Raw genomic sequence first — 25,785 nt, 5'->3', positions numbered from 1 at the left:
AACCCCTTCTCTCGAATATCAAAGTGATTTTTTATTATATAATACGATATTGTCATGTTTCCTACGTGAGAAGAGTATACCCACCATCCATACAAATGGTTTGACCGGTTACCATTCGCATCTCTTGCCTTGAAAGTTGTACCAACATTTCACCAACGTCCATAGGATTTACTGTTTCTTTCCTAGGAGTTCTTTTCTTAATAACATCAAATCGTTCTTTCGCATTTTGAAAAACTGCTTGAAATGCATCGCTGTAGATCGCCCCAGGTGATACGACATTTGCGCTTATTCCGTATTTGCCCCATTCTGTTGCAAAATAGCGGATTAATGCTTCCATCGCTGCTTTTCCGACTCCCACTCCTAAATAGGAGGGAATCCCCCTCTTAGCACCACTACTGGATATGGCGAAAATGCGTCCATACCCTCGTTCTTTCATACCTGGAAATGTTTTTTGCGCAATATATAATAGTCCCGAAGCACTAACAGATAATCCCCTCTCCCAATCAGTTTGGCTGATACTTTCTGCATTTGCAGAAATAGGATATACGGCATTATGAACAATAATATCAATAGGAGGCAATTGCGCCATCATACTATCAATATCTTCTTTCTTCCCTACGTCTGCTTGGATAATTTCTGCTTTCCCACCGTTACTAGTAATGGAATGTTCCACTTCAACTGCAGAATCACGGTCCCTTAAATAATTTATAAACACATGAAAATCATGACTGGCAAAAGTCTTTGAAATCGCAGCTCCTAGCCCTTTACCTCCACCAGTAACAAGAACATTATACATTTCCCTTCCTCCCGGCCACATTTTAACAATAGAGATGATTGGATTTAAACCCATGTATTTCTGTTACATTAACGCAGTCCAACCACCGTCAACAACTAAAATATGACCTGTAACATAATCCGACGCATTGGAGGATAGATAAACGATTGCACCTTTTAAATCAGCTTCACTTCCAAACCTTTTCAATGGCAAGCGTTGCATTAATAATTCTTTTCGATTTTCAATTACAAACTTACTAATCTTTGTTGGAAACCAACCAGGAGCAATCGCATTCACATTTATGTTATATTGAGCCCATTTTACAGCTAAATCCTTCGTGAAAATATTAATGGCTCCTTTACTGGTATTGTAAGAAAGGGCATCCTGTGCTTCAGGAAACGCGCCACCAAAACTTCCGATTGATGATATATTTACAATTTTCCCGCCACCTTGTTTGATCATCACTTTTCCAACTTCTTGTGTACAATAAAAAGTGCCGTTCACATTTACGTCTATAACCTTCTTCCAGTCCTCATAGGACACTTCCTCTGCTGGTCCTCCCCATGCGATTCCTGAATTATTTACAAGGATATCAATTCTTCCAAATCTTTCGATTGTATCATTAACCATTTGCTTAATACTTGCTTCATCCCTAATGTCCAATTCAATTGCTAGTGTATCTACATCCATGCTTCGGCTAATTTCATTAGTTGCTTCCATACATTTCTCTTTTTTCCTGGAAGCAATTACGATATTAGCACCCATTTCTGCCAATGCTTCAGCCATCTGCCTGCCCAAGCCTACTGCTCCACCAGTTACAATGGCAACCTTTCCATCTAATCGAAAAAGATCTAATGTATTCATTTTTTCGTCCCTTCTTCTTTGCTGGTTTATTAATAAATTGGCAGTTTCATATATCAACATTGCTTTTGGTCCAAGGCTAATGCCAATCGAATTAAATAAAATTATTAATCTAAAATACCATCAAACAATTGTTTTACAAGCTTATAACCTTGCGAAAGCAATGCTCTGTCACATGGTCCGGTAATAATACGGCACCCCTTTGAGTACCAGTCTTGAACTTCCTTTGATAAATCTTGCTGATCCCGGGAGAATGGAACAACAATTAAATCAATCCCTTTGTTACTTGCGGATTCAACTATTTCCTCAAGCTTTTTAATGACCAATGGGTTATTCGGTTGACCAGGGAGCCCTAACGATTGTGCAAGATCAAAAGGGCCCATACAAATAGCATCTATCCCTTCCACTTCAATTATGTTTGAAAGGTTGTTGATTCCATCTATTCCTTCAATTAACAGCCATACCACCGTTTCTGAGTTAGACCATTGGACAAAAGAAGCCCAATCTTCGCAGTCATAACCACTTGCCCTTGTGAACGGACATGCGCTTCTATCACCATAGGGAGGAAATTTTGCCGCCTTTACCGCTTTCCTTGCTTCCTCTGCATTTGAGATTCCAGGCACTAATATTCCCATTGCTCCCGCATCAAGGACATGAAGTATTTCTGTCTCCTCATTATTAGAAACCCTTACTACTGGAGTAACATTTTTTCCGAGAGAAGAACCGATCATTTGTGCCGTCATTTCTAGAGAAAGCGCTCCATGCTGCCGATCCAAGATGACAAAATCATATTGAGCAATCGAAGCAATTTCAACCGATTCATAAGTGGGTAGTTGAATCCATGTTCCAATTGCCCTCCCTTTTTCCTCGAGTTTCCGTTTTATGGGATTTCTATTATTCATTTTATTCCCTCCAAACTATATTTTCGCTTCTTTCCCTTCCCAATACTTTTCACGAATAATTCGTTTCAGTATTTTTCCTGTAGGACTTTTAGGTAAACTCTGAACAAATTCTACAGAACGCGGTCGTTTAAAACCTGCCATTTTATCCCGACAGAAATCAATTATTTCTTCTTCTGTAATACAATCACGGCAGACGATTAAGGCGTGCACCTGTTCTCCCCAAATGTTATTTGGTATACCAATTACTGCCACCTCTTGAACGGAAGGATGTTTAGATAACACTTCTTCTATTTCAACTGGATAAATATTTTCTCCACCGCTGATGATCATATCTTTTTTCCTGTCAACTATATAAAAATATCCCTCATCATCCACCCTTGCTAGATCTCCTGCTGAAAACCAACCATTCCTAAAACTTTCTTCCGTTTTATCTGGCATTTTATAATAACCATCTGTTACTGGTCCGAAAGAATATAATTCACCAACTTCACCTTGAGGTACTTCATTGCCCGCATCATCCAACAACTTAACTTTAATCCCAAACATCGGTTTTCCAACACTTCTAATCTTCCGGTATTGGTCTTGCGGTTTCAGAACTGTAGCAATCCCAGCCTCTGCAGAACCATAAAACTCAAAAAGTTTAGAGCTGTGAAAATAACCTAAGATCCCTTCTTTTGTAACAGTAAGCAAAGGAGAAGAAGAGGAGATTAAAACGCGCATAGAACTAACATCATAAATCGATTTAATCTCATTCGGCAGATTTAAAATCATGTTGTACATCGTCGGAACCATCGAAGAATAGGTTAGTCCTTCTCTTTCAATAGACACGAGAACTTTTTCTGCATCAAACTGCTTCATTATGAATACCGTGTTTCCCAGTACTAACCCTAATACCCCATAAGTGAGTCCATTTGAATGAAATTGGGGCATGACTAACATTTGTACATCTTCATCACTTAAACCGTACTCTATAATTTTATAAAGAATATGAAGGACCCTGGTCCTATGGCTGATAATAGCCCCTTTTGGAAATCCCGTTGTACCGGATGTATACCCGATATACCACGTGTCTGTTTCATGGATATCTATATTTGGTTCTGCAAGGGGTTGAGTATGGAGGAACTCTTCATAATTTTTATACAAATCCTTTTCCGAACTTCCATATCCCACCCTGATATATTCTTTTAACTGAACATTATGATAAAGACTCTCCATAATTGGAAGAAACTCATCTTCAAAAATGATCCCTCGGGAGTCAGATTGTTCAATAATATATTGGACCTCGCTTTCCTTAAACCGTGTCGAAATCGGAACTGCAATAATTCCGGTTTTTGCACATGCTAATACTACCTCCGTGATCTCAATGCCATTGTGAAGCAAAACTGATAGCTTATCTCCTTTTTGATATCCGAGTGCCAACAAACCATTTGCTAATTGGTTTACCCGTTGATTTAGTTCGGAATAAGTCAACCTACGAGATTCAAAAATTAAAGCTGTTTTACTAGGATAATTGTTTACACTACGAACAAAAGCATCTCCAATCGTTAATTCCGCCATTGTCATATAAACTCCTTTCAACTTGAAATTATTTAAAAAGGGAAGGTAGCCACATGGATAACCATGGAATATAAGTTACGATAAAAAGTACCGGAATCCCTGCGAGAAAAAGAAATGGCAATAAGGGAGCAAGCATTTTTGTTACAGGAACTCCACTTATTCGGTTTGCAACAAATAAATTTGCGGCAAAGGGCGGGGTTATCGAACCAATCCCCAAATTTAGTACAAGTATCGCGCCAAAGTGAACGGGGTCTATACCAAGCTGCTTTAAAGCTGGTATTAACAGTGGTGTAAAAAGTAGAATGGCTGTATTCGTTTCCATGAACATGCCAATTAATAAAAATAATAGATTGATTACAAGTAAGAACATATACTTGTTATCAAATGCATCTGTAAGGAAACCAGAAATGGTTAGCGGTACATTTTCTAATGTTAAATATCTTCCAAGTACTGATACCAGGGCCATTAATATTAAAAGAACGGAAGATGTTAGTGCAGAGTCAAGCAATACCCTCTTTATATTTTTTTTGCTTAAACCTCTATAGATGAAAAATCCGACAACGAAAGAATAGATTACCGCCACAGCAGCTGCCTCAGTAGGAGTAAAGGCGCCACCATAAATTCCTCCTAATATAATAATTGGGAGAATAATAGCTGGCAGTGCAGATATTGTGGATTTCCCCATATTTGAACTCATGATATCCATTTCATTATTGGCAGGATCAGTGTGATATTTCTTAAAAAATACGAAATTGACGATGATATAGAAGATCGCTAATAATAACCCAGGGAATACAGTAGAGAGAAATAGATCACCAATTGAGACATTAGCCGTAATCCCATAAATAATTAATGGAATACTTGGTGGAATTAATATACCAAGAAAACCGGATGCAGCGGCTAGTGCACTGGAGTACCTTCGTTCATAACCGTATTTTTCCATGATCGGAATCATGATAGAACCAATTGCCGCAACAGTCGCAACTGATGAACCAGAAATAGCCCCAAAAAAAGTACAGGCAACTACCATTACAACGCCTAAGCCACCACGAATTTTTCCAACAAAACTATTAATCCAGTGGATAAGGCGCTCTGATAGGCCACCCTCTTTCATCAAGTCTCCCGCTAAGATAAAAAATGGAATCGCCATTAACGGAAAAGAATCAAGTGATTGGAACGCAATTGAAGCAATCGTTGAACTATTAATCCCAGAAAGAAAAACACCAATCGTGCCAGCGATGCCAAAGCTAAAGCCAACAGCAGTTCCTAAGACCAACAATACTAATAGAACTGACAATACAATTGTTAATACCATAATGGACCCCTACTTTTCCGTTTTCTTTATTGAATTCACCAAATGACCAACTGAATGGATGAAGGATAGCGCAAAGCCAATCATCACCGTTGCTTTAAACCACGCCAAAGGAAGATTTGCTCCAATGGAATGTTGATTTGCTTTTAAAGAATAGACAAACAACTGATATCCTAAAAAAGTCATGATTAAACTAAAAATAGCAACAATAATATGATTGATATTATTAATCCATTTATTTGCCCTTGGATGACCCGCCAGTAGTGTTTCCAGAAAATCCAATCTTATATGTTCCTTTTTTTCTACCGCTAAGCCAACTCCAATAAATGTTGATGCAACCATTAGATAACGGGCAATTTCCTCAAAACCTGATTGGGGCAACTCAAAAACGTAACGGTAAAGGACTTGCAAAGCTGCTGCAATCGTCATAATCACAATCGAGACAATCAAAAAATATTCCTGTAACCAGACTGCAAATCTAAGAGACTTTTTTAACATTTTTAACCATTCTCCCTTACTATTAAAATGAATAGCAAGTCTATGGTTAACACATCCATTAGTTAGGATGTGTTAACCAGCATTCATTCATTATTCCTGTGCTTTTTCTACAGCCTGTAAAACTTTATCCAAAACATCTTTTCCGAAAACTGGCTCGAAATCTTTCCAAAGTTTTTGCCCTTCTTTCCTGAAACGGTCTAATTCCTCTGGTTTCAATTCTGTCACTTTTACTCCTGCTTTTTCCATTTCTTTAATTTCTTTATTAATACTATCTCGGTTTAAATCACGTTGATACAGGCTTGCTTCTTCTGCTGCCTCCTGCATGGCCTGTTGAATGTCCGAAGGCAACGTATCCCAAACTTGTTGACTGACAACTAGTCCAGCTGTTGTATAAAGGTGATTTAATAAGGTTAAATGTTTTTGAACTTCGTAATATTTATTTCCGTAAGTCAGTAACACCCCATTGTCTTGCCCGTTTACAGTGCCCTGTTGCAAACCAGTATACAGTTCAGAAATATCAACTACTGTAGGCAATGATCCAAGATTTTTAAAAAACGCTGTTAACATTTTGGTTGGAGGTACTCTTAGCTTTAATCCTTTCATATCCTCAATTTTCGTAATAGCGCGCTCACTATTTGTCAACGCACGAAAATCATTTTCAAAAAACTCAAGTGGGTGAATCCCATTATCCACCAGATATTTTCTTACTTCACTTGCAATTGCTCCATCCCCATAGAAAATTTGATCTGCTTCTTTATAGGTACCTACTAAATAGGGTAAATTTCCTAACTCAAATCGTGGATCGGAGCCCGACATCGACCCTTGGTTTAATACAGCCATATCGAGTGAACCATTTTGCAAACTTTCTCCAAGAGCGGGGTCGCCCCCTAATTGCGAAGCCGGATAAATATCTATTTTTACTCTGTTATCGGTTTTTTCTGCCAGCAGTTCTGCAAATTTCTTTGCTCCTTTATTTACCGCATGGTCTTCACTAAAAATGTGCCCCAATCTAAAATGATAGGTTTTTTGGTCAGATCCTCCATTTCCAGATCCCTTTCCCCCTGAAGTAGTTTCCTTTGAATTTGAACAACCAGCCAATATCAATACGAACAAAACGGAAATTATCACTAATTTTGATGTCCACTTTCTTTTTTTCAAAATACTCACCCCATAAAATTTGTCTTAAATATTCCATTTGTCTCCATTACCAATACTTCCATACCGTTTTGATTCTTAATAGAAACATGAAAGGTTAGTAACCCCCGTTTACCATCAGATAGTAATTCCTTTCCACTAATGGAAAGCTCCCCTATCAATTGATCATCAGGGACCACTGGTCTCTTCCACCTTAAACGTTCAATTCCTAGCCCACCAAGGACATCACTTCCAAATAGACTCAATCCGACGATTTTTGGCCAAATAGCTAAAAGGGTATGATAACCTGAGGCAATAATCTTTCCATAAGGGCCGGCTTCAGCAGCATTTTTATCAAGATGTAAATATTGGGGGTCATATTTGTTTGCAAATTCCATAATTTCCTCTTCTGATATATATACTGGCTCAGTTTTATAGGACTCACCTACTGTGAATTCCTCAAATCTCACTAGCAAAAAACCTCCTTACCGTAACTTGTAAGCGCTTTAAACATTTCCTTATTTTGAGAACACTTTAGGCAAAAACAAGGATACATCTGGCCAAAAAGTGATGATCAGCAAAACAGGTATGGTAACTAATAGAAATGGAAGCAGTGGTTTTAAAACTCGATCAAAGGTAATATTTCCAATTCGGCATCCTACAAATAAACATGCAGCGAACGGGGGAGTAATCATCCCAATTCCCAAATTTAGAACCATAATGGCACCAATGTGAACCAAATCCAATCCAAAAGCTTTGGCAGCGGGTGCGATTAAAGGGGCTAGGATCAAGATAACTGTGTTCGTTTCCATTACCATACCTAAAAATAACAGTAAAACAGTCAGAATTAACAAAAAGACAATGGGAGAATCTGAAACAGACGTCATAAAAGTAGCAAATTCGATTGCGACACCACTCAACGTAATCAGTTTTCCTGCAATGGCAGCAAAAACGATTAATATTGAAATGGATGCACTATTTACGGCAGAATCGCTAGTTACCTTCCAGAAACTTCCTGATGTTTTTTCCTTAAAAACATATTTAAAAATGACCCAACCTGCAATAATCCCATACACTACGACTATTGCACCAGCCTCGGTCGGAGTAAATATACCACCGTATATACCAGCAAAAATAATGATTGGCATTAATATTGCCACAAGAAATCGTGGAGTTGCAGCACTTAATCGCTTTAAAGAAAACGTAAACTCTTTATTTACTTCGGGTAAATGTTTTCTATTAAAGGCTATGACCAATATATAAGCCAAAGCGATTAACAACCCTGGTATAACTGTTGCCAACCAAACATCTGATATAGATGTTCCAGTACTGATTGCGTACATTATTCCTGGGACACTTGGCGGAATCAATATACCAATGAATCCGGAAGCACTGACAAGTGCCGTTGCATATTCACGTTTGTAACCGTACCTTACCATTTCCGGAATCGTTATGCTTCCGATTGCAGAAACGGTAGCCATTGCAGAACCTGTTACTGCTCCGAAAACTGCAGACGCAAGTACGGTTACCATAGCCAGACTGCCCCTGACCTTTCCCATCAATTCTTGAATAAAATTAATTAAAGCTTTGGATATTCCTCCATTTGCCATTAAATCCCCCGCATATACAAAAGCCGGGATTGCTAAGTATGGAAAAGAGTCTAAGGCACTTAAGGTGGCTGGTGCGATTAGCCCTAGCTTATTTCCAGAATATAAAATGGCCAAGGTAGCCGCAATCCCCATGCTGAAGGCAATTGGCACTCTGATAAGACCAGCAAGCAGGAAAACCCCAATGAAAAGAAAAAGAATATCCATAAATTACCTCCTCCCCCAGGAATATAGAATCTCTAATATATTCAGTAGATAATAAATGGCCATAATAATGAAGGAGAGTAATATTCCACCAGAAATCATGCTCATTGGAATTTTTAATATGGGTGATTCTTGCCCGCTTACTTGAGTTCTAATCACTAAGTCAGACAAAAGCCAGCATAAAAAAAGAACGAAAAGGAAACAAAGAGAGTTTGATACAAGATTAATAATGTTTTCCAAATTCTTTTTCTTGTTTTCATTTTTCATCTTTGATAGAAGTGTTTGTACAATATCAATTTCTACATGTACTCCTTTTTGTACTGCTATTGCAGCGCCAAAATATGTGGTTATAATAAATGCATAACGAATAAGCTCCTCAGACCATGGTATAGGCTCGTGAATGACATAGCGTGATAAAACTTGGGCGAACATTAAAAGGAGCATTCCTAAAAATACAATTGAATTAAGAAAATTAATCACACCAGAAGTTTTTTCTGATAGGATCGAACCCCAAAAGGCTTTTTTAGGCAGACGATCGTCGGAATTGTTTTCCAAAAGAATGCCTCCTTATACTAATCTTGCAGGAGGAAAAGGGGATTCCTTTTCCTCCTTGGTTCTATTACTCTAGGATTTTTTTCATAACCTCTTCACCGTAACGATCATAGTTCTTCTGATTATCCCATACTTTTCTACCCGCTTTTTGCATTGCCTTTTTTAGTTGCTCACTTGGTTCCGTGATTTCCACTCCAGAATCTTTCATTTTTTGAGTAAAGTTTTTAACATTTTCCCTAATTCCCTTATTTCCTTCCTTAACCCATTTTTTAACGGACTCTCCTATCATGTTTTGATCTTCTGAACTTAATGAATCCCACCATTCCTTGTTTACTACAACTGCTCCACCACTAAAAACATGATTGGTATTTGTCATATATGGTTGGAATTCATAAAATCCCATCGTATAATTCAAAATGGCTCCGTTATCCTGGCCATCCACCGTTCCTTGTTGCAGGGCTGTAATAACCTCTGTTATGGCCATATTGGTCGGTAATGCTCCTAACTCCTTGAAAAATTGCACTAATTCAGGAATTTCCGGAACCCGAATAGTCATATTTTTTAAATCCTCAGGATTTTTTATCGGCTTATCGGAATTGGAGAGCCATCTGGCATCATTATCCATAAATCCTAAAACCTGCAGATTTTTAGCCGCTAGTCGTTTGGTAACTTCTTCTCCAATCCAACCGTTGTAATATTTAGTTTCCAATTCGTCATAATTTGTAACTAAATAGGGCAAAAAGGCAAAACCAATTTCAGGAACAACCGTGGATAAACCTATATCGCTGATCCAACCCATTTCAATATTGCCAAGTTGCACCGCTTCTGCCGTTTCCCTTTCCCCGCCAAGTACACCACCAAAATGTGCCTCACCTTTAATTTTTCCATTACTATTCTTGCCGACTTCTTCTACAAATGACATGGCAGCTTTATACATCGGATTCTCAGGTGCCTGGGCTCCCGCCATTCGTATTGTAATAGATTTGGAATTTCCTGATTTTCCACTATCTGTATCACCAGATTTGCTTGATCCCCCCGTTTCCTTACCCCCGCTGCACGCTGCTAACGTGGAAATAAGAAACAAAAAGACTATTAATCCTGTAAGCTTAATTCTTTTTAATTTAAACTCCATCCATTTTGCCTCCCTGTTCCTAACTATTTTTTTACATTTTCCCAATAAGGGTCTCGGATTTTTCGACGAATGATTTTCCCGGTTGCATTTTTTGCCAATGCGCCGATAAAGTCGACAGATCTAGGTCTTTTGTATCCAGCTAATTTTCCACGGCAAAAATCAATGATCTCCGCTTCACTACACGAGCAGCCCGTTTTTAATTCAATAACGGCATGTACCCGTTCGCCCCAATGTTCATCAGGAACTCCAATTACTGCCACTTCGGCTACTGAAGGATGAATAGCAATCACATTTTCCACTTCTGTAGGATAAACGTTTTCACCTCCGCTAATAATAATATCCTTCTTACGATCTTCTAAATAAAGATATCCTTCTTTATCCATTCGTGCCGTATCACCAACGCTTAACCATTCTCCTCGGAATGCTTCTTTTGTTGCTTCCGGTTGCTCCCAATATTCCTTTAATAAGGTGCCAATGCCTTTAACATAGATCTCACCGATTTCCCCAACATCAACGTCATTCCCGTTGTTATCGAGCAAACGTACTTGTTTGCCAATTATTGGTCTTCCAACAGACCTTAATTTTTTATGCATTTCATTTGGAGGTAAGAGACTGACGGTGCCGGTTTCAGTCGCTCCGTATCCCTCATATAAATTTGCCTCACTAAATAGTTCCAATGTCCGTTCCCTAGTATTCGTCATTAGTGGTGCAGAACTGCATAAAAGAACTCTTAACGATGATAAGCTATATTTTTCCCTAATACGATCTGGGAGGTTCAGCATCATTGTAAGCATAGTCGGAACCACAGAAGTGATCGTTACCTGTTCATTATGAATGATGCTTAAAATTTCCTCTGGCTCGAATCCGGTAGATTGGTAGATGATAGCTGTTCCTCCAATCATTGCCATCATTTGAAGGAACCAAGTCGAATTCGAATGGAATAATGGCATAATAAGGAGCATTTTATCATTTTGGTTTAAACCACCTAATTCTTTGGAAACTGCCAAATGATGAACTATTAAATTTCGATGCTCCACAACGGCTCCCTTTGGAAAGCCAGTTGTTCCTGAGGTATAACCGAAAAAGAATGGATCAGTTTCATTTACATCTTCTGAGTATTCCAGATTCGGATTAGATTCTTCTAATAATTGAATGTAATCTAGATCTCCATGATTAGATCCAAGACAAATGTAATCTTTCACTGTGACTAATTTTCCTTTTATAGCTGAAATCGTTTCCTCAAAAACCTCTTCGTAAATCATGGCTTTAGGTCTGGAATGATTAATCACATACTCTATTTCAGCAGCAACAAACCTAAAGTTAACAGGGACAGCTATTATTCCTACTTTGGCCATCCCAATGTATACTTCGAGCCATTCTGCTCGATTGTAAAATAATATTGCGCAGCGGTCTCCTTTTTTAAGGCCCATCTTCAGTAATCCGTTAGCAATTCTATTGGAACGCTCTTCAACCTCTCTATAAGTAAACCTTGTATTCTTGTAAATAACGGCAATCTTCTCAGGATATTTTGCTGCACTTGCAGAAAACAAATTTCCTATCGTTAACTCCACAGGTTTGCCTCCCTTCAATAGCAAGAAAACTACAATAGGTTACACTAACTATAATTTTTCTCAATTTTTTATTTGTGTGATCTACATAGGAGTGGGGAGTAATTTTTACATATATAATAGAAGGAATTTTTGTTGATAATTTAAGAGTTTGTTTGCTGAGGCAGTGAAGTAAATAATTTATACTTTATTTATTTCATCAATTGGTTTTGATATTTAAGGGTTTTAACTTAATGAAACTGTTTATAGTATCCTTCATGATGTCTTTTGCGTACAGGTTCCTCTACTTCGTCAGCAGGTAGATGCCAAAACATCTCTTTGGCATGGATTGTATGGTAGAGAGGATGGAAAACGTGCTTGGTCCCAATTACATTAATGACTGCTGTTTTTCCACTTTCGAAAGCTCGTTTCAATGCTGGTTTAATTTGTTCAGGTTCTGTTACATGTTCCACATGACAGCCTAGTGGGGCAAACATCTGGTCATACCGAATGTCTTGAGTAAAATTAAAACCACCTTTAGCATTGGGTCCTAATACCCGAAAATCTTTTCCATAGCAATAATCTTCAATTCCAGCACATAGAGTACTGTCATTATAGATCATATACACAACGGGCAGCCCATAACGAACGGCAGTTTCTATATCTCCTCCTCCAATACCAATGCCACCATCCCCCATCATGACAAATACAGGAGAATCAGGTCTTGCAACATTAACTCCTATCCCCATCCCGATTCCATGGCCAATTCCACCCGAAAGTCCTGAATCAAGAATTTGGCCTGAACGAGTTGCAACTATTTGATCTGTTAAAAAGGCAGATGCAGTAAAGGAATCAAGTACAATTGTGGTATCCTCCGGAAGAAATTCGGAAACCTCTTTTCCTAGAACCCCTGGATGAATGGGCCTGGTTTCATATAACTCTGCTAGATTATTTTTCTTTTTAGCTAACAAATCTTCTTTCAAATTTGCGATGTGATTGTAAGAAGCTTCTACTTTATCTCTTGGAATCTTTTCTTTCTCTAAACCATTTAACATTTGTTCAAGTATTGTTTTTATATTGCCAACAATCTCGATATCTGTTGGCAGGGTAGGCAAAATATCCCCATAATGTTCATTAATTTGAATAAATTTGGCTTTTGTATCCCAGTTTCCGAAGTTTTCAAAATATCCTACTTGTAACCCCATCAATACAATAAGATCCGCATCCTTTATTAATTTTTTTCTTGCGCTTCCATCTATGGCTAATGAATGATCCTCACGAATAGCTCCTCTTGCAAGTCTTCTTAAATTAAAGGGAACACCCGTTTTTTCCACAAATGATTCTAAACTTTCCCCTGCGTCGGACCAATGAACACCTTCACCGGCAATGATTAAAGGACGTTCAGCCTCTAGAATTTGCACCATTGCTTTTTGAACTAATTCAGGATCACCAGCGGTTCTAGGAGAGCGTTCCTCCCTCCATTTTCCCGGCAAATAAGCAATTTGTTCTTCATCATTTATAGGCTCCCAATTGAAAGTATCAAGCGGAAGCTCAATTCCGACCGGACCGGGTGGGTACGCCATCGCATCGCGAAATGCTTTCCGTATATAAAAGCCAATTTGGTTAGGATTTGTCACGCGTACAGTCCACTTCGTAATGCTTCGGCAGACTTCTTCGGCTGACGCCTCTTGTAATGTTCCCCGATGTTGTTCCATAATTTTGTGTCCACCAAAAAAACAGACAAGAGGAGTTCGGGCCATATAGGCCATATGAATAGCGCTTACCATATTAAGCATTCCAGGTCCAGCAGTACCAAAGCAGACGCCAGGTTTTTTCGTGATTCTTGCATATGCATCTGCTGCATATACCCCTGCTTGTTCATGGTGAACTTGGAATACGTCAATGCCTTCCCGATAAGCAAAATCTTGGAATGATTGGATATGCCCTCCTACCATCCCAAACATCACTTCGACTCCTTCTTCTTTTAAAATTCGTGCAGCAATTTCTCCTGCCCACCGCTTAACCATTTAATTTCTTCTCCTCTCCTAACTGCTGTTTTATTCAGTATTTCTCGATGCATTAGTCCTCTTCTTCTATTAAAATAGCTCCGACGGGACAATTTTCTTCCGCTTCGCGTATTAAACTACTTATTTCGGGATTTTGATTGTAGGCAATGGATTTACCATCACTTCCAATTTTAAAAGCCTCTGGTGCAATTCCTACACACATGCCATTCCCGATACAGAGATTTTTATTAATAATAACTTTCATCATATTGCCCTCCAGAAGAATGAATCTTTTAATTAATTACCAATTTCAATATTCAAAGATTTTAAGAGACGAGCAACCGCTGTTGGGTGGTAATTCAATTCACGGTCAGCAAGTTTAACCTCTTCAATACGTTGAACAAAAGAATTGATGGCAATTCTAGCTTCCAATCTGGCTAACTGATTTCCTAGACAATAGTGACTTCCATGGCCAAATCCTAGGTGCGGGTTTGGATTCCGTGTAATATCAAAAATATCAGGATTTTCAAATATATCCTCATCACGATTTGCCGATGCATTGGAAATAATCATGCGGTCCCCTTTTTTAATCACTTTATCCCTTATTTCGATATCTTCCAAAGCAAGTCGTACGTTCCCCTTTGCTGGTCCATCAAACCGGATAAATTCTTCCACCGCATTATTTATTAATGAAGGATTTTCTTTTAACTTTTGCATTTGATCTGGATTCTTAAGTAAATGTAGAATAGCACTGGAAATCAAAGCTGTTGTCGTTTCATGTCCACCCTGAAAGAGAAGAATGCATTGCGCAATCAGCTCTTCGTCAGTAAGGATCCCATCTTCATTTGCATCAATTAACGCCGTCAATAAATCATTCCCGGGATTAGCTCTTCTTTCCTTAAATTTATCTTCAAAGTAATTGGACATTTCTTTAACAGCCAAATATGCCTTTTTATGCCGATCCCCTTCAGACAAATCAATAAACACTAATGTATTTAAATCGTGTGTCCACTGTTTTACTTTATCAAAATCTTCTTTTGGCAGACCAAGCATGACTGAGAGGACATTTGAAGGAACAGAAAATGCAAATTCAGAAACGATATCCACTTTGTCTTTATCAACAATTTCTTCAATAGCCTGGTTTACAATATTCTGTGTGGCCTCCCTCATAGCCTCAACTGCTCTTGGGGAGAAGGCCTTTTGAAGTACCCTGCGAATTCTGGTATGATCCGGTGGATCATTTAAAACCATCCAATTTTTCATTACTTCCGCAACATATCTTCCTTCATCATTCATTTTATTTAGGACTCGTTCGTTAAGCCGATTGGCTGAAATCCTTGGATCCTGCATAAGCGTCTGACAATCGGAATATTTAGTGATAATCCAGCCTTTCCATCTTTCATTCCAGTGAACTGGGTCTTCGTTACGAAGTTGTCTAAAATAGGAATGTGGATCTTTGATAACTTCTGGATCCAATAAATCATTTTTGATTTTTGTCATTACTTTTACCTCCAATATCAATTTTTAAATTTTATCTAGCCAAAATGACAATCGAACAAATATTACCACTTAGGTTTGTAATTCCCCCACCTCCCATTGTTTCTGCAACTCCAGCTTTTGGCAGAGCACCATTTTTGGTAATTTGTCTTTTCCCTGCTCTTCCCAAAAGTTGAAGATAAATTTCATAAAGCTGAGCCACTCCTGTTGCCCCTAATGGGTGGCCTTTTGCAAGTAAACCACCACTGGAATTAACTGGTTTTTCTCCATTTATTTCTGTTACTCCATCACTGATTAACCTTCCGGATTCCCCGGGACCACAGAATTGTAATTCTTCATATGCCAAGAGCTCGGCAATTGGATAAGCATCATGGACTTCAGCAAAGTCAATATCTTCAGGGCCCATGCCTGCATCTTCATACGCCATTTTCACTGCTTTTCTAATTAATTTTTGACTCCAAATATAATCTTCTGGTTCATATAGCGTATCCCCACTAATCAGCACTGATGTCTTCACTGTAACTGGATTGGTTATTCCAAGTTTCGCAGCATACTCCTTTGAGGCAATAATGGCAGCTGCTGCACCATCTCCAATTGGACAACATTCTAACAATTTTATTGGTTCTGAAATTACCGGAGACGACATGATCTCTTCCAATGAGAATTCTTTTTGATACTGTGATTTTGGATTAAATACACCATTAAAATGGTTTTTCACCGATACTTGAGCAAGTTGTTCCTCTGTGATTCCGTAGACATCCATGTACCTGCGGCTCATTAGGGCATATTGACCCGGGAGAATCAACCCTTGGCTCACTTCATAGTCATTCAGGTCTAAAGGTAACGGCCCCTTTCCTAAGTTGGATAATTGTTCAATCCCAATGACTAAAGCAACGTCGATTGCTCCCAAAGATACTTGCATATAGGCTTCCCTTAATGCATTGGAACCGCTTGCGCAAGCGTTTTCAATATTTGTAACAGGAATCCCGGTTATCCCAATATCCATTAGTATTTTTTGACCTATGCCTGTTCCACCGTATACACTTCCAACAAACGCAGCTTGGATATCCCGTTTGTTTACTCCACTATCGTTAAGTGCTTCAATCACCGCTGTATAACCGATTTTGCTTATGCTAGTTTCGGGGAACTTCCCAAATTTGGTCATCCCCATTCCAACAACTGCAACTTCTCTCATTATTGGTCCTCCTTTGTCATTTCAAATGCGAATGCATGAATGGTTTCACCGCTTTTAGTAGGAAAAGATGCTCGGACACTTTTCACCCTTTTTCCAACGCCCACTTTTTCCTTACTTTCATCGACTCTGGCTAATAATCTGACACCATCATCTAAATCTATAAATGCTAAAGTATAGGGCGCTTTATATAAGGGAGAATCGACCCCTACTCTTGTATAGCTGAAAATGTTTCCATACGGTCCTACCTGAACCGTTTCACATGTCTCTAGGCAATCAACGCATAACTCTTTTAGCGGGAAATATTTACGCCCGCATTTTGGGCACCCTGAACAATATAATTTAACAGCATCGGAAGGAGACTCTGAAACTACCAATTTCTCCAAGTTATACATTGCAAACCACCTCATATGATATTTTTTTCCATTACGGAATTCTAACTTCACCAGGATAGGTAGATACTAGGATGACTAAGCTGCGGAATACAAACTATTTATATTTGTAAAACCCTTCTCCGGTCTTTTTACCTAATAAACCAGCCTCAACATATCTTTTTACAGTCCCCGGTACCCTGAACGCATCACCGTATTGTTCAAACATTCCTGTGCAGGACATTAAAAATACATCCATCCCGACATGATCCGCTAATTCTAAGGGTCCCATTGGGTGATTCAGTCCAGTCTTGATAATGCCATCTAACGTTTCTTTGTCGCAAATTCCCTCTTCCAAGATTCGCACTCCCTCAGCGATGACCACAGCTGCGATCCGGCTTACAACGAAACCTTGAGCATCATTCACAACGTACGGGGCTTTCCCAATGTCTTTTGTAATCTCCACAACTTTTTCCACAGTATTTTCATCTGTTTTTAATCCACGGATTATTTCAACTAGCTCCATCCGGTGCGGAGGATTTGAAAAGTGCATTCCTAAAAAACGATTCGTTAATTTACACGCACTAGCAATGGAAGTTACACTAATTTGTGAAGTGTTTGTGGCCAAAATGGTATCTTCTGACACCAACGCTTCAATTTCCCTAAAAATTCGTTTCTTAAGTTCAAGATTTTCTGGGACAGCTTCCACAATAAACGGATATTCACTTATTTGCTGGTCAAGCGCTTCGTTTGTTTTAATTCGCTGAATAATGGCCTCTATTTCTTCTTGATTATGCTCAAATGCCAAATACTTTCTCATATAATTAAATGCTCTGTCTAGCTGTTCTTTACTGTTATCAATTAACAATACATCCCATTCAGCCATTGCGAATACTTGTGCAATCCCCCTCCCCATCGTACCTGCTCCAACTACACACACTTTTCTTTCAAACATAGGAATCACCCTCCTAATTATTTTCAAATAAATTGATATTTTGGTTTGTTTGTGAAAACTCATTAGCAATTAATAATTTTTCTTGAACACCTGATAAATGGAGTACCATAAATTCTTCTGCTTTTTTAATGTTTTGTTCTTTAATCATTTCAAAGATTGAACGATGCTCCATTAATAATCTTTCTGGCATACCATCTGTTTCATAAAGTTTTTGTCTGCTCACTTTTAGTGAATTTCTTACAGTTGCAGAAAGTTTTTTCATTAACGAAATTAATATTTTATTATAACTAGCTTCTACTACGGCAAAATGAAATCTCCAATCGGCATCCTCCCCAAAATTTTCTCGTTTCCTAGTTAGATCTAATTCCATTTGTATTAAAGCGCTTTCAATGCGAATTAAATCTTCTTTTGTTCTTCTTTCTGCCGCCAGAGCCACAGCTCCCCTCTCAAGCATTTTACGAACATCTAATAAATCAATAATGTCATCTTTTGCAATAAGGTGATAATCAGGTATTGATTTATTCAAAATGCGAGGGTCAAAGTTACGGACAAATGTCCCTTCCCCTTGTTTTGTCTCAATTAAACCCATTGTTTTTAATACACTTAATGCCTCTCGTATTGTCGACTGGCCAACATTAAATGATCTTGATAATAGCCTTACTGAAGGTAATTTATCCCCCGGTTTCAGATCACCATTTTCAAGGATTTTTTTTATTTGCTCCACTACATCCTCGTACACCTTACGAGATTTAGCTTCATTCACTTCCCACAATTTATTTCCTCCTCAAAATTATTTGTTATTTTAATTACTCCGTTTATTAGGCTAAGTAGAGCTTAAGTTTTTGGGAAAGTTAAATTTGTTATTTGTGGTAATTTAGGTAATTTTTGTAAATAAATGACACAGGAAATGGCTAATTGATTTTATACATATAAAATTCAATTTTTTTATTTCTGCTGTTTGTCTAAGAATGGGTTTACTATTATGGTTATAGTGGTAGGCAACGATGTGTAGTAATTTGTGCAGTGAGTAAAGTGGAATGATTAAAAGAAATAAAAAATCTAGAGGTAATTAATAATAACATGTTGCAAGAAATGGGTATTTAAACCAAGATGTCACCAATCTATTCTTATGTTCATGTGATTCGGTCATCAGATGACTAGATAATATGCTGATTAGGTTTTATAGGTAGTATCGTACCAGCAGTTAAATAAATAGTCAATATATTTTTAATATTTGAAACTTTCAAATGTTAATAACGTTTTATATAAAAAACTTTTAAAAGGGTAGGATCTTCATTCCACCTCTGTTTGTACAATTTTTTTCTATAAAATTGTTTGGATAAAAAAACAAAAAATTTCGGGCTTTCTACCTTCAGGGAAATGTTAAAAATAAATAAAGTTTACAATTTCTGAATGTTTTGAGAAAGTAAGATTATTATGATTGTAGAAAGGGTGATAAAATATGGATCTACTTTTGGTAATATTGCCTGCGTTTTTAATTTTTACAGCTGGGTATATCGGACAAAAGGTTCTTAAATTAAATGTCAAATCCATTTCTACTATGGCCCTATACCTTATGACACCATTCTTAACATTTGAAACTTTCTACAAAAACCAATTAAACATTGACTATTTTTACATGTTTATTTTTTCAGTATTACTTACTGGGATTCTTATAATCATATCCATTATTGCAGGTGTTATAGCAAAAATGGATAAAGTACACGTATCTGCTCTGATGCTGGGGGGAATATTTCCTAATAGTGGGAACTATGGAGCACCGGTTGCTTTGTTTGCTTTCGGTCATGAGGCATTTAACTATGCAGTTATCATCATGGTGATCCATGGGCTCTTAATTAATACAGTTGGTATTTTTATTGCATCTTATGGTAACAAGAACGCTTCAAGTATAAAGACCGCGTTGATGAACGTGGTGAAAATGCCGATTATTTATGGAGTTATTTTAGGATTGTTATTCCAGTTTTTAAATATTAGATTACCGTCTACCATTCTTGATAGTATAAGCTTAGTAGGAGACGCCACCATTCCAACAATCATGCTGGTTCTGGGTATGCAATTATCGGAAATGAAAGTTCAAAATTTCGGTAAAAGATATGTAAATATCATTACTTTTGTGAAAATGATTCTCTCTCCTGCAATTGCAGCAGTTCTAGTTCTCTTCATGCCCGTCGATCAGACGATCAAGCAAGTTTTCATTTTATTAGGTGCTATGCCGGTAGCGGCAAATACTATCATATTAGCTCTTCAATTCGAAATCGAGCCTGACCTCATTTCATATACTACTCTAATAACAACTCTTCTTAGTTTAATAACTGTTCCGTTTACTCTTTTTTTAATTTCTTGATTTTAGAAGGATTTCCTTAAGGTTTTTAACGGATAAAATAAATCTCCATTTAATTGAGGTTTTACTACAAATTTTTTTATAATAAAAAAATTCCTTACATGGTTCTCAAATTTTAATTTTTATATTTTTCTTTGCTTTCTAAGTATTACAAAGTTCCTTTTATAAGCAACAATCCTGATTTTTACCAAAGGATTAAATTTAATTCAACTTGTATTAGCTGCAAAGATCATTAGTAGAAAATATAATTAAACAAAAAACACCAAGCAACTTCCCTAAAAATGGGTGTTGCTTAGTATTCAACTACTAAGTCTGAGCCACTATCCATGAATTCATTTCTCCTAAAGTATACTCAGGCTGTTTTCTACAAAATGAACAAAAGGCAGCGCGTATGCGGCTGCCTTTTTACACTTAACCACTAATTATGTTATATCAAGAAACCATTTAAGGTTCAATTGAAAATTAATGGATTTCAATCCGTTTCTTATCTATGTTGGTAACCATTCTTTTTGGACATTTCAAGGTCAGGATTCCATTTTTGAAAGTTGCATAAATAGCATTTTCATCAAGATCTTCCACATAAAAACGGCGGACAAAATGGCCAGACCGTCTTTCCTGACGGATATAATGTTCATTTTCAACTTTCATATCTGCTTCCCTTTTTGCAGAAATTGTTAAATAATGATTGTTGTATTCTACTGAAATTTCATCCTTATCAAATCCCGGCAATTCCGCCTCGATGACATATTCATCTCCACTATCTTTTATGTCAGTACGGAAATGGTAGGTGTCACCAAGCACAGGTGCAAAGAAATTATTATTGAAGAAATCTGAGAAAGCGTCCCACACATCACTCCTTCTATCACTTGCTTTTCTTTTGAACGGCGATAAAGTAGTCATGATTGATTCCTCCTTTTCTATTCAATTAAAATATATAATTAACTATTAGAATATTCAATATTAAAAATGTGAATTTTTCTCAGTTTACTATTGATTTTAAAAAAATCAGACAGCCATTTTCCGAACCAAAATAAAAAGAGCAAACAGTTTATTCCCGACTGTTTGCCCTTTGCTAAATGATGACTCTATAATTGAGGAACTAAAACGTGATGAGTAAGGAAACTCTAAATAATTCGAATTCTACCAACTCTTCTATTTCGATTATGCTCTTGATTATTCAGTGCTCTTTGGGAATCTGGAATACCTGGAAACGAAATGAGGCCAGCCTTAAACAGAACATATCCAACAAAGGTTGTAAATATCGTGCTGCCGATTAGAAACCAGATGAACTTTCTGCCAACAGAACGCATCATATTTTCACCTCTTTACCCTCTCATTGGTGATAAATATGATGAAATCATTTGTTTTATGTCGGCATATTCAACTCTACCCTAGTTTCATAGATGAATAGTGGTCCGCCAGCATTGAATGTGTGTTTTTCGAAATCCAAGTTTAACCTATCTCCTTGGAACGCTGGCCAGCCATCCTCCCCATCGCAACTTTTACCGCATAAAGGACAGGAACCCCAAGAAGTGACAATCCAGCTAGCAGTCCAAATACAGAGACAGCATCCCCGTAGCCGAAATGATCTAGTAAAAGGCCGCCCAGTGAAGGGCCGACGATACTTCCAATTTGCGTGAATCCCATCGCCCCAAAGTAAGTGCCTCGCAAATCTGATTTTGCGATGGAATCAATAAAGGCATCGGTCATGGCGAACATGAGAATTTCGCCAATGGTAAAAAGAATGATGACTGCTCCCCAAGACGGAATCGACTCCGCAAGTGAAAAAGCAAACACCCCTAGCGCACAAAGCATGTTTCCCACCATGATGGAAACAATCGGCGAATACTTTTTCCCTATTTTTAGCAGCGGATATTGCAACGAGATCACCGTTACCGCATTCAGGATCAAGAAACCTGAAAACATGCCTGCCCCTTTATTCTGGCCAAATGCTCCAGATAGGAACTGGGGCAACGTCGAGTTAAACTGTGCATAACCTGTTGTGGCAAGAATGATGCCAAGCAACGACATAAGGAGTACCTTATCTTTTCTCACTGCCATAGCTGCTTCGGAAAATGTAGCTTTCTTTTGCGAAGGCGTCTCCTCAGTATTCTCCTTGTACCCGGTCTTGCTAAAAGTGAGCACGAGCGATAGCCCATAAATGACATATACACCAGCTGCAATAAAGAAAAGGAAAGTCGTTTCCGATGAGCCGAAATAAAAGCCGAGCATGGGACCGAAAATGACTCCAATATTGATCGCGGTATAACGAAGGTTAAAGATAGCCAGCCTGTTCTTTGGCTTGGTAAGGTCAGCAAGAAGAGCTCTCGATGCCGGTTCAAACACGGATTTACAAAACCCGTTCAGAGCATTGGCAAGAAAGAAGCCAGCAACAGAATCAGCCACCCCGAAGAGGGCAAAAACAGCTGCCCACAAAAAAACGGATAAAAACAGAATAATTTTCCTGCCAAACCAATCTGATAAGTACCCGCCGGCAAAACTAGTGCAAATCCCGACAAGGGAACTTACAGCAATAATCATCCCTGTTTGAGACGGGGAAACGTGCTTGACTTGCGTTAGATAGATCGCCAGGAAAGGAATGCTCATCGAAGTGGCCATCCGACCGAACATGGTGCCGACCAAAATATTAATGGTAAGCGGGTGCAGATTTCGCAAATTCTTTATCAAAATACAATTCTCCTCTATTAAAATTCAAAACCCTAAAGCAATTCAACATTCAATTGTCTAAGCAGCCATTTTGGCACGACAAAACGGGCTGTTACCAGCGGGTCGACTACCTGGCAGATTTCAGTCTGGCCTGCTGCACTCATTAGCATCGTTACTTCACTTAATGGAAGCCCCGTTTTTTCCACAATGCGGTCGATCATTTCTTCCGTCGCGAGTTTAACAGCTTTGTCAAGCGTTTCTGCGGAGGCAATTTGTGTGATTACTTCCTTATTTTCGAGCATCGGATGATTGATTTTAACATTTTTAAGCACTTCAAGTGTGACGGTTACTTTTCCAGGAATTTCAATTCCTGTTACGCTTATTTCTCCGTCCCCCATGGCCGCATGCAGGTCGCCTAATCCGAATAAAGCCCCTTCAACAAATACTGGCAAATAGAGAGTTGCCCCTTCCGCAATCATCTTATTATCCATATTCCCGCCATGTGGACCTGGTGTACCGCAGTTTACCCCTTCACCCTCTGGAGCAACGCCAATTACACCAATCATGGGGTTTAAGGGAATTTCAAGCTCATTAAACATCGCTTTTCCATTAAGGATTGGAATCATTTTCGCTTCCATTTTTGCAATGCGATGGCCCATAACACCTTGATTCGGCTCAACGACCATGACACCTTGTTTCCCAATTTCTAGTTTTTCAATTTTCACCTTTAAAACATCTCCAGGTATTGCCCCTTCGACGAATATAGGTCCGGTTGCCGGATTAATTTCATTCCAATCGAGCTCGTTTAAAGCCATTTCTGCCGATACGATTTGATTTTTAAAGCAATCATAGGTTTCAATTTCAATCGTTGTACCAGATGCAACTGATTTAATGGGCCGATGATTCTTGTTAAAATCATAAACAATGCCCGATTCCTTTGTGATAAAATCCATCTTTCCCCTTTTCCCATGTATGCCGCGGCATCACATGCAGTAAGTTAATTTTATTTTTTACGTTAAATACTCAATAATTAAAAAAAGACCGAATATGCAGTAACATGTCCATCCCTGCATCTTAATTATATTATGTTTATATTATGTTATCACATTATATAATTGTCGTTCACATAATATATTCGACTTAACCTTACCTTCAACAATTTCGTCTAACTAATACAGTTATCCGGCCTACTTTTTCAACATTTTTAAAAATGTGTTGGATATCAGACACATCCAAGAAAGTATTGGTGTTTTTAGATGATAGGAACCACTAAACTAGAATTAAGATTCCTCCAAGGTCATTTGGGGAATCATACTTTACAACTTCAACTAACAAGGGAGAAAGTACAATGGCTTATGTATTACAAGTGGATTTTAAAATGAATGGACCTTTCGGTGATGAAATGGCCGAGGCATTTTCGGACTTAGCAAGAAGTATTAATGAAGAAGAAGGATTCATGTGGAAAATCTGGACAGAGAGTCCTGAAACAAATGAGGCCGGTGGAATTTATATGTTTGAAACAAAAGAAACGGCCGAAAAATATTTAGACATGCACTCAAAACGATTGGCAGGATTCGGAATACCAGAAGTAAACGCAAAAATCTTTGCTATCAATGCGAAACTTACTGAAATTACGAATGGTCCAGTAAAATAAACTTTAAAGATTTGATATCGCATGAATCAAATGAAAAAGGGAGTAGATTGCTACTCCCTTTTTCATACCGCCAAATCATCCTAATGCCACATCGAGAATCATCATTAAAACAAAACCAACCATTAAACTCATTGAAGCCAAATCCTTATTGCCTTTTTCTTGTGAGCTTGGAATGACTTCTTCAGCAACGACGAAAATCATCGCTCCCGCCGCAAAACTTAACGCATATGGTAACAATGGCTCAACAAATGATACAGCAAACGCACCCATAACAGCGGCGATCGGCTCGACCATCCCTGAAAATTGTCCGTACAAAAAGCTCCTCCTTCGTGACATTCCCTCTCCTCTTAAGGGCATGGCCACCGCTACTCCTTCAGGTAAGTTTTGGATGCCGATTCCTAAGGCAAGTGCCAACGCACCCGCTAACGAAGCTTCCGTACCCCCATTGGCAACGGCCCCGAAAGAAATTCCGACGGCCAACCCCTCTGGGATATTATGGAGGGTGATGGCAAGGACTAGCAATGTACTTCTTTTTCTCGCTTTAGGATAAAATCCCTCTGCATGGCTGAGTGGAGTATTCGGATGAAGATGAGGCAGAATCTTATCAATTCCCCATAAAAAAATCCCACCCAATATAAATCCAAATGCTGCAGGAAACCAAGCTCCAACGGCATGGTCCGCTGACATTTCGATTGCCGGTCCCAATAAGGACCAATAACTGGCTGCAATCATGACACCACCGGCAAATCCTAACATGCTGTCTAGTAAGCGCTGGTTTATTGTTTTTGTTGCAAAAACTAGCGCAGCCCCGATTGCCGTCATTCCCCACGTAAATAAAGTAGCGATAAATGCTTGTCCTACAGGACTAAATTGTTGAAAAAAATGAACCATCAAAATGGATTCCCTTTCTAAATAATAAATTTAGTTTACCATGTTTCCTTTAAGGAAAAGTACTATTCTCTATTTTCTCGCAATAATATAGGAGCTTCCTCCAGCTATT

Annotated in this window: 26 protein-coding genes; 2 read left to right on the top strand and 24 right to left on the bottom strand. The window is 38.3% G+C overall.

Going from position 1 to position 25,785, the window contains the following annotated elements; genetic code table 11:
- Nucleotides 1–61: 61 nt before the first annotated feature.
- The 19 genes from AR334_RS02000 to AR334_RS01910 form a co-directional block, all read right to left on the bottom strand.
- Nucleotides 62–796 carry an SDR family oxidoreductase gene (locus AR334_RS02000; RefSeq protein WP_066304317.1) on the bottom strand — a complete coding sequence of 245 codons (735 nt, stop codon included), beginning with the start codon at nucleotides 794–796 and terminating at the stop codon, nucleotides 62–64.
- Between the two features lie 63 nt (nucleotides 797–859).
- Nucleotides 860–1,639: a glucose 1-dehydrogenase gene (locus tag AR334_RS01995; RefSeq protein ID WP_066304314.1), complete on the bottom strand. Its 780-nt coding sequence runs from the start codon at nucleotides 1,637–1,639 to the stop codon at nucleotides 860–862.
- Nucleotides 1,640–1,743: 104 nt separating this feature from the next.
- A complete protein-coding gene (locus AR334_RS01990) occupies nucleotides 1,744–2,538 on the bottom strand; it encodes an HpcH/HpaI aldolase/citrate lyase family protein (RefSeq protein WP_066304310.1) in 795 nt (264 codons plus the stop codon).
- A 15-nt stretch (nucleotides 2,539–2,553) separates the two neighbouring features.
- Complete coding sequence (locus AR334_RS01985; protein WP_066304309.1) at nucleotides 2,554–4,095, bottom strand: class I adenylate-forming enzyme family protein; 1,542 nt, start codon at nucleotides 4,093–4,095, stop codon at nucleotides 2,554–2,556.
- Between the two features lie 28 nt (nucleotides 4,096–4,123).
- Nucleotides 4,124–5,410 (bottom strand): TRAP transporter large permease, encoded by a 1,287-nt coding sequence (locus AR334_RS01980; RefSeq protein ID WP_066304308.1) that lies wholly within the window; start codon nucleotides 5,408–5,410, stop codon nucleotides 4,124–4,126.
- 9 nt (nucleotides 5,411–5,419) lie between these two features.
- Nucleotides 5,420–5,905: a TRAP transporter small permease gene (locus AR334_RS01975; RefSeq protein ID WP_066304305.1), complete on the bottom strand. Its 486-nt coding sequence runs from the start codon at nucleotides 5,903–5,905 to the stop codon at nucleotides 5,420–5,422.
- Nucleotides 5,906–5,995: 90 nt separating this feature from the next.
- Nucleotides 5,996–7,063: a TRAP transporter substrate-binding protein gene (locus tag AR334_RS01970; RefSeq protein WP_066304303.1), complete on the bottom strand. Its 1,068-nt coding sequence runs from the start codon at nucleotides 7,061–7,063 to the stop codon at nucleotides 5,996–5,998.
- A 5-nt stretch (nucleotides 7,064–7,068) separates the two neighbouring features.
- On the bottom strand, nucleotides 7,069–7,509 hold the full coding sequence (locus tag AR334_RS01965) for a MaoC/PaaZ C-terminal domain-containing protein (RefSeq protein ID WP_066304302.1): 441 nt from the start codon (nucleotides 7,507–7,509) through the stop codon (nucleotides 7,069–7,071).
- Between the two features lie 48 nt (nucleotides 7,510–7,557).
- Nucleotides 7,558–8,853, bottom strand: a complete 1,296-nt coding sequence (locus tag AR334_RS01960) for a TRAP transporter large permease (RefSeq protein WP_066304299.1) — start codon at nucleotides 8,851–8,853, stop codon at nucleotides 7,558–7,560.
- A 3-nt stretch (nucleotides 8,854–8,856) separates the two neighbouring features.
- Nucleotides 8,857–9,405, bottom strand: coding sequence for a TRAP transporter small permease (locus AR334_RS01955; RefSeq protein WP_066304298.1), 549 nt, complete (start codon nucleotides 9,403–9,405; stop codon nucleotides 8,857–8,859).
- A 64-nt stretch (nucleotides 9,406–9,469) separates the two neighbouring features.
- On the bottom strand, nucleotides 9,470–10,534 hold the full coding sequence (locus tag AR334_RS01950; protein ID WP_066304297.1) for a TRAP transporter substrate-binding protein: 1,065 nt from the start codon (nucleotides 10,532–10,534) through the stop codon (nucleotides 9,470–9,472).
- Nucleotides 10,535–10,557: 23 nt separating this feature from the next.
- Nucleotides 10,558–12,105, bottom strand: coding sequence for a long-chain-fatty-acid--CoA ligase (locus AR334_RS01945; RefSeq protein WP_066304295.1), 1,548 nt, complete (start codon nucleotides 12,103–12,105; stop codon nucleotides 10,558–10,560).
- 227 nt (nucleotides 12,106–12,332) lie between these two features.
- Nucleotides 12,333–14,108 carry a thiamine pyrophosphate-binding protein gene (locus tag AR334_RS01940; RefSeq protein WP_066304293.1) on the bottom strand — a complete coding sequence of 592 codons (1,776 nt, stop codon included), beginning with the start codon at nucleotides 14,106–14,108 and terminating at the stop codon, nucleotides 12,333–12,335.
- Nucleotides 14,109–14,160: 52 nt separating this feature from the next.
- Nucleotides 14,161–14,355 (bottom strand): ferredoxin, encoded by a 195-nt coding sequence (locus AR334_RS01935; protein ID WP_082692738.1) that lies wholly within the window; start codon nucleotides 14,353–14,355, stop codon nucleotides 14,161–14,163.
- Between the two features lie 29 nt (nucleotides 14,356–14,384).
- The gene (locus tag AR334_RS01930) at nucleotides 14,385–15,587 is read right to left on the bottom strand and encodes a cytochrome P450 (RefSeq protein WP_066304288.1); all 1,203 of its coding nucleotides are present in this window, start codon (nucleotides 15,585–15,587) and stop codon (nucleotides 14,385–14,387) included.
- 31 nt (nucleotides 15,588–15,618) lie between these two features.
- Nucleotides 15,619–16,779, bottom strand: a complete 1,161-nt coding sequence (locus AR334_RS01925) for a thiolase family protein (protein WP_066304284.1) — start codon at nucleotides 16,777–16,779, stop codon at nucleotides 15,619–15,621.
- Nucleotides 16,779–17,171, bottom strand: coding sequence for a Zn-ribbon domain-containing OB-fold protein (locus tag AR334_RS01920; protein ID WP_066304282.1), 393 nt, complete (start codon nucleotides 17,169–17,171; stop codon nucleotides 16,779–16,781). The genes AR334_RS01925 and AR334_RS01920 overlap by 1 nt, the downstream gene beginning before the upstream one ends.
- Nucleotides 17,172–17,265: 94 nt before the next feature.
- Complete coding sequence (locus AR334_RS01915) at nucleotides 17,266–18,102, bottom strand: 3-hydroxyacyl-CoA dehydrogenase family protein (protein ID WP_066304280.1); 837 nt, start codon at nucleotides 18,100–18,102, stop codon at nucleotides 17,266–17,268.
- A gap of 13 nt (nucleotides 18,103–18,115) precedes the next feature.
- Nucleotides 18,116–18,865 carry a FadR/GntR family transcriptional regulator gene (locus tag AR334_RS01910; RefSeq protein WP_253701176.1) on the bottom strand — a complete coding sequence of 250 codons (750 nt, stop codon included), beginning with the start codon at nucleotides 18,863–18,865 and terminating at the stop codon, nucleotides 18,116–18,118.
- A 699-nt stretch (nucleotides 18,866–19,564) separates the two neighbouring features.
- Between AR334_RS01910 and AR334_RS01905 the strand changes: the two genes are divergently transcribed.
- A complete protein-coding gene (locus AR334_RS01905; protein WP_066304276.1) occupies nucleotides 19,565–20,467 on the top strand; it encodes an AEC family transporter in 903 nt (300 codons plus the stop codon).
- 459 nt (nucleotides 20,468–20,926) lie between these two features.
- Here AR334_RS01905 and AR334_RS01900 read toward each other — a convergent pair whose 3' ends face one another.
- The 4 genes from AR334_RS01900 to AR334_RS01885 form a co-directional block, all read right to left on the bottom strand.
- Nucleotides 20,927–21,364, bottom strand: coding sequence for an Hsp20/alpha crystallin family protein (locus AR334_RS01900; RefSeq protein WP_066304272.1), 438 nt, complete (start codon nucleotides 21,362–21,364; stop codon nucleotides 20,927–20,929).
- A gap of 224 nt (nucleotides 21,365–21,588) precedes the next feature.
- Nucleotides 21,589–21,777 carry a hypothetical protein gene (locus AR334_RS01895; protein ID WP_066304270.1) on the bottom strand — a complete coding sequence of 63 codons (189 nt, stop codon included), beginning with the start codon at nucleotides 21,775–21,777 and terminating at the stop codon, nucleotides 21,589–21,591.
- A gap of 139 nt (nucleotides 21,778–21,916) precedes the next feature.
- The gene (locus AR334_RS01890) at nucleotides 21,917–23,152 is read right to left on the bottom strand and encodes an MFS transporter (RefSeq protein ID WP_082692735.1); all 1,236 of its coding nucleotides are present in this window, start codon (nucleotides 23,150–23,152) and stop codon (nucleotides 21,917–21,919) included.
- Between the two features lie 32 nt (nucleotides 23,153–23,184).
- On the bottom strand, nucleotides 23,185–24,084 hold the full coding sequence (locus tag AR334_RS01885; RefSeq protein WP_066304268.1) for an acetamidase/formamidase family protein: 900 nt from the start codon (nucleotides 24,082–24,084) through the stop codon (nucleotides 23,185–23,187).
- A 395-nt stretch (nucleotides 24,085–24,479) separates the two neighbouring features.
- On the opposite strand from AR334_RS01885, the gene AR334_RS01880 reads away from it, so the two are divergent.
- Nucleotides 24,480–24,785 carry a monooxygenase gene (locus AR334_RS01880; protein ID WP_066304267.1) on the top strand — a complete coding sequence of 102 codons (306 nt, stop codon included), beginning with the start codon at nucleotides 24,480–24,482 and terminating at the stop codon, nucleotides 24,783–24,785.
- A gap of 75 nt (nucleotides 24,786–24,860) precedes the next feature.
- Here AR334_RS01880 and AR334_RS01875 read toward each other — a convergent pair whose 3' ends face one another.
- On the bottom strand, nucleotides 24,861–25,676 hold the full coding sequence (locus AR334_RS01875; RefSeq protein ID WP_066304266.1) for a ZIP family metal transporter: 816 nt from the start codon (nucleotides 25,674–25,676) through the stop codon (nucleotides 24,861–24,863).
- Nucleotides 25,677–25,785: the final 109 nt, after the last annotated feature.

The organism is Bacillus sp. FJAT-29814 (assembly GCF_001510715.1).
Lineage (GTDB): Bacteria > Bacillota > Bacilli > Bacillales > Cytobacillaceae > Neobacillus.
Note: the sequence above shows the minus strand (reverse complement) of the source record. Positions and strands in the feature narration are given on the sequence as shown.

Excerpts from the sequence above, each read along its gene's own strand:
- AR334_RS01905 (WP_066304276.1), top strand. The coding sequence starts at position 19,565 with ATGGATCTACTTTTGGTAATATTGCCTGCGTTTTTAATTTTTACAGCT.
- AR334_RS01925 (WP_066304284.1), bottom strand. The coding sequence starts at position 16,779 with ATGAGAGAAGTTGCAGTTGTTGGAATGGGGATGACCAAATTTGGGAAG.
- AR334_RS01980 (WP_066304308.1), bottom strand. The coding sequence starts at position 5,410 with ATGGTATTAACAATTGTATTGTCAGTTCTATTAGTATTGTTGGTCTTA.
- AR334_RS01995 (WP_066304314.1), bottom strand. The coding sequence starts at position 1,639 with ATGAATACATTAGATCTTTTTCGATTAGATGGAAAGGTTGCCATTGTA.
- AR334_RS01930 (WP_066304288.1), bottom strand. The coding sequence starts at position 15,587 with ATGACAAAAATCAAAAATGATTTATTGGATCCAGAAGTTATCAAAGAT.
- AR334_RS01895 (WP_066304270.1), bottom strand. The coding sequence starts at position 21,777 with ATGATGCGTTCTGTTGGCAGAAAGTTCATCTGGTTTCTAATCGGCAGC.
- AR334_RS01990 (WP_066304310.1), bottom strand. The coding sequence starts at position 2,538 with ATGAATAATAGAAATCCCATAAAACGGAAACTCGAGGAAAAAGGGAGG.
- AR334_RS01880 (WP_066304267.1), top strand. The coding sequence starts at position 24,480 with ATGGCTTATGTATTACAAGTGGATTTTAAAATGAATGGACCTTTCGGT.
- AR334_RS02000 (WP_066304317.1), bottom strand. The coding sequence starts at position 796 with ATGTATAATGTTCTTGTTACTGGTGGAGGTAAAGGGCTAGGAGCTGCG.
- AR334_RS01915 (WP_066304280.1), bottom strand. The coding sequence starts at position 18,102 with ATGTTTGAAAGAAAAGTGTGTGTAGTTGGAGCAGGTACGATGGGGAGG.
- AR334_RS01960 (WP_066304299.1), bottom strand. The coding sequence starts at position 8,853 with ATGGATATTCTTTTTCTTTTCATTGGGGTTTTCCTGCTTGCTGGTCTT.
- AR334_RS01985 (WP_066304309.1), bottom strand. The coding sequence starts at position 4,095 with ATGGCGGAATTAACGATTGGAGATGCTTTTGTTCGTAGTGTAAACAAT.
- AR334_RS01900 (WP_066304272.1), bottom strand. The coding sequence starts at position 21,364 with ATGACTACTTTATCGCCGTTCAAAAGAAAAGCAAGTGATAGAAGGAGT.
- AR334_RS01885 (WP_066304268.1), bottom strand. The coding sequence starts at position 24,084 with ATGGATTTTATCACAAAGGAATCGGGCATTGTTTATGATTTTAACAAG.
- AR334_RS01940 (WP_066304293.1), bottom strand. The coding sequence starts at position 14,108 with ATGGTTAAGCGGTGGGCAGGAGAAATTGCTGCACGAATTTTAAAAGAA.
- AR334_RS01935 (WP_082692738.1), bottom strand. The coding sequence starts at position 14,355 with ATGATGAAAGTTATTATTAATAAAAATCTCTGTATCGGGAATGGCATG.
- AR334_RS01920 (WP_066304282.1), bottom strand. The coding sequence starts at position 17,171 with ATGTATAACTTGGAGAAATTGGTAGTTTCAGAGTCTCCTTCCGATGCT.
- AR334_RS01975 (WP_066304305.1), bottom strand. The coding sequence starts at position 5,905 with ATGTTAAAAAAGTCTCTTAGATTTGCAGTCTGGTTACAGGAATATTTT.
- AR334_RS01875 (WP_066304266.1), bottom strand. The coding sequence starts at position 25,676 with ATGGTTCATTTTTTTCAACAATTTAGTCCTGTAGGACAAGCATTTATC.
- AR334_RS01950 (WP_066304297.1), bottom strand. The coding sequence starts at position 10,534 with ATGGAGTTTAAATTAAAAAGAATTAAGCTTACAGGATTAATAGTCTTT.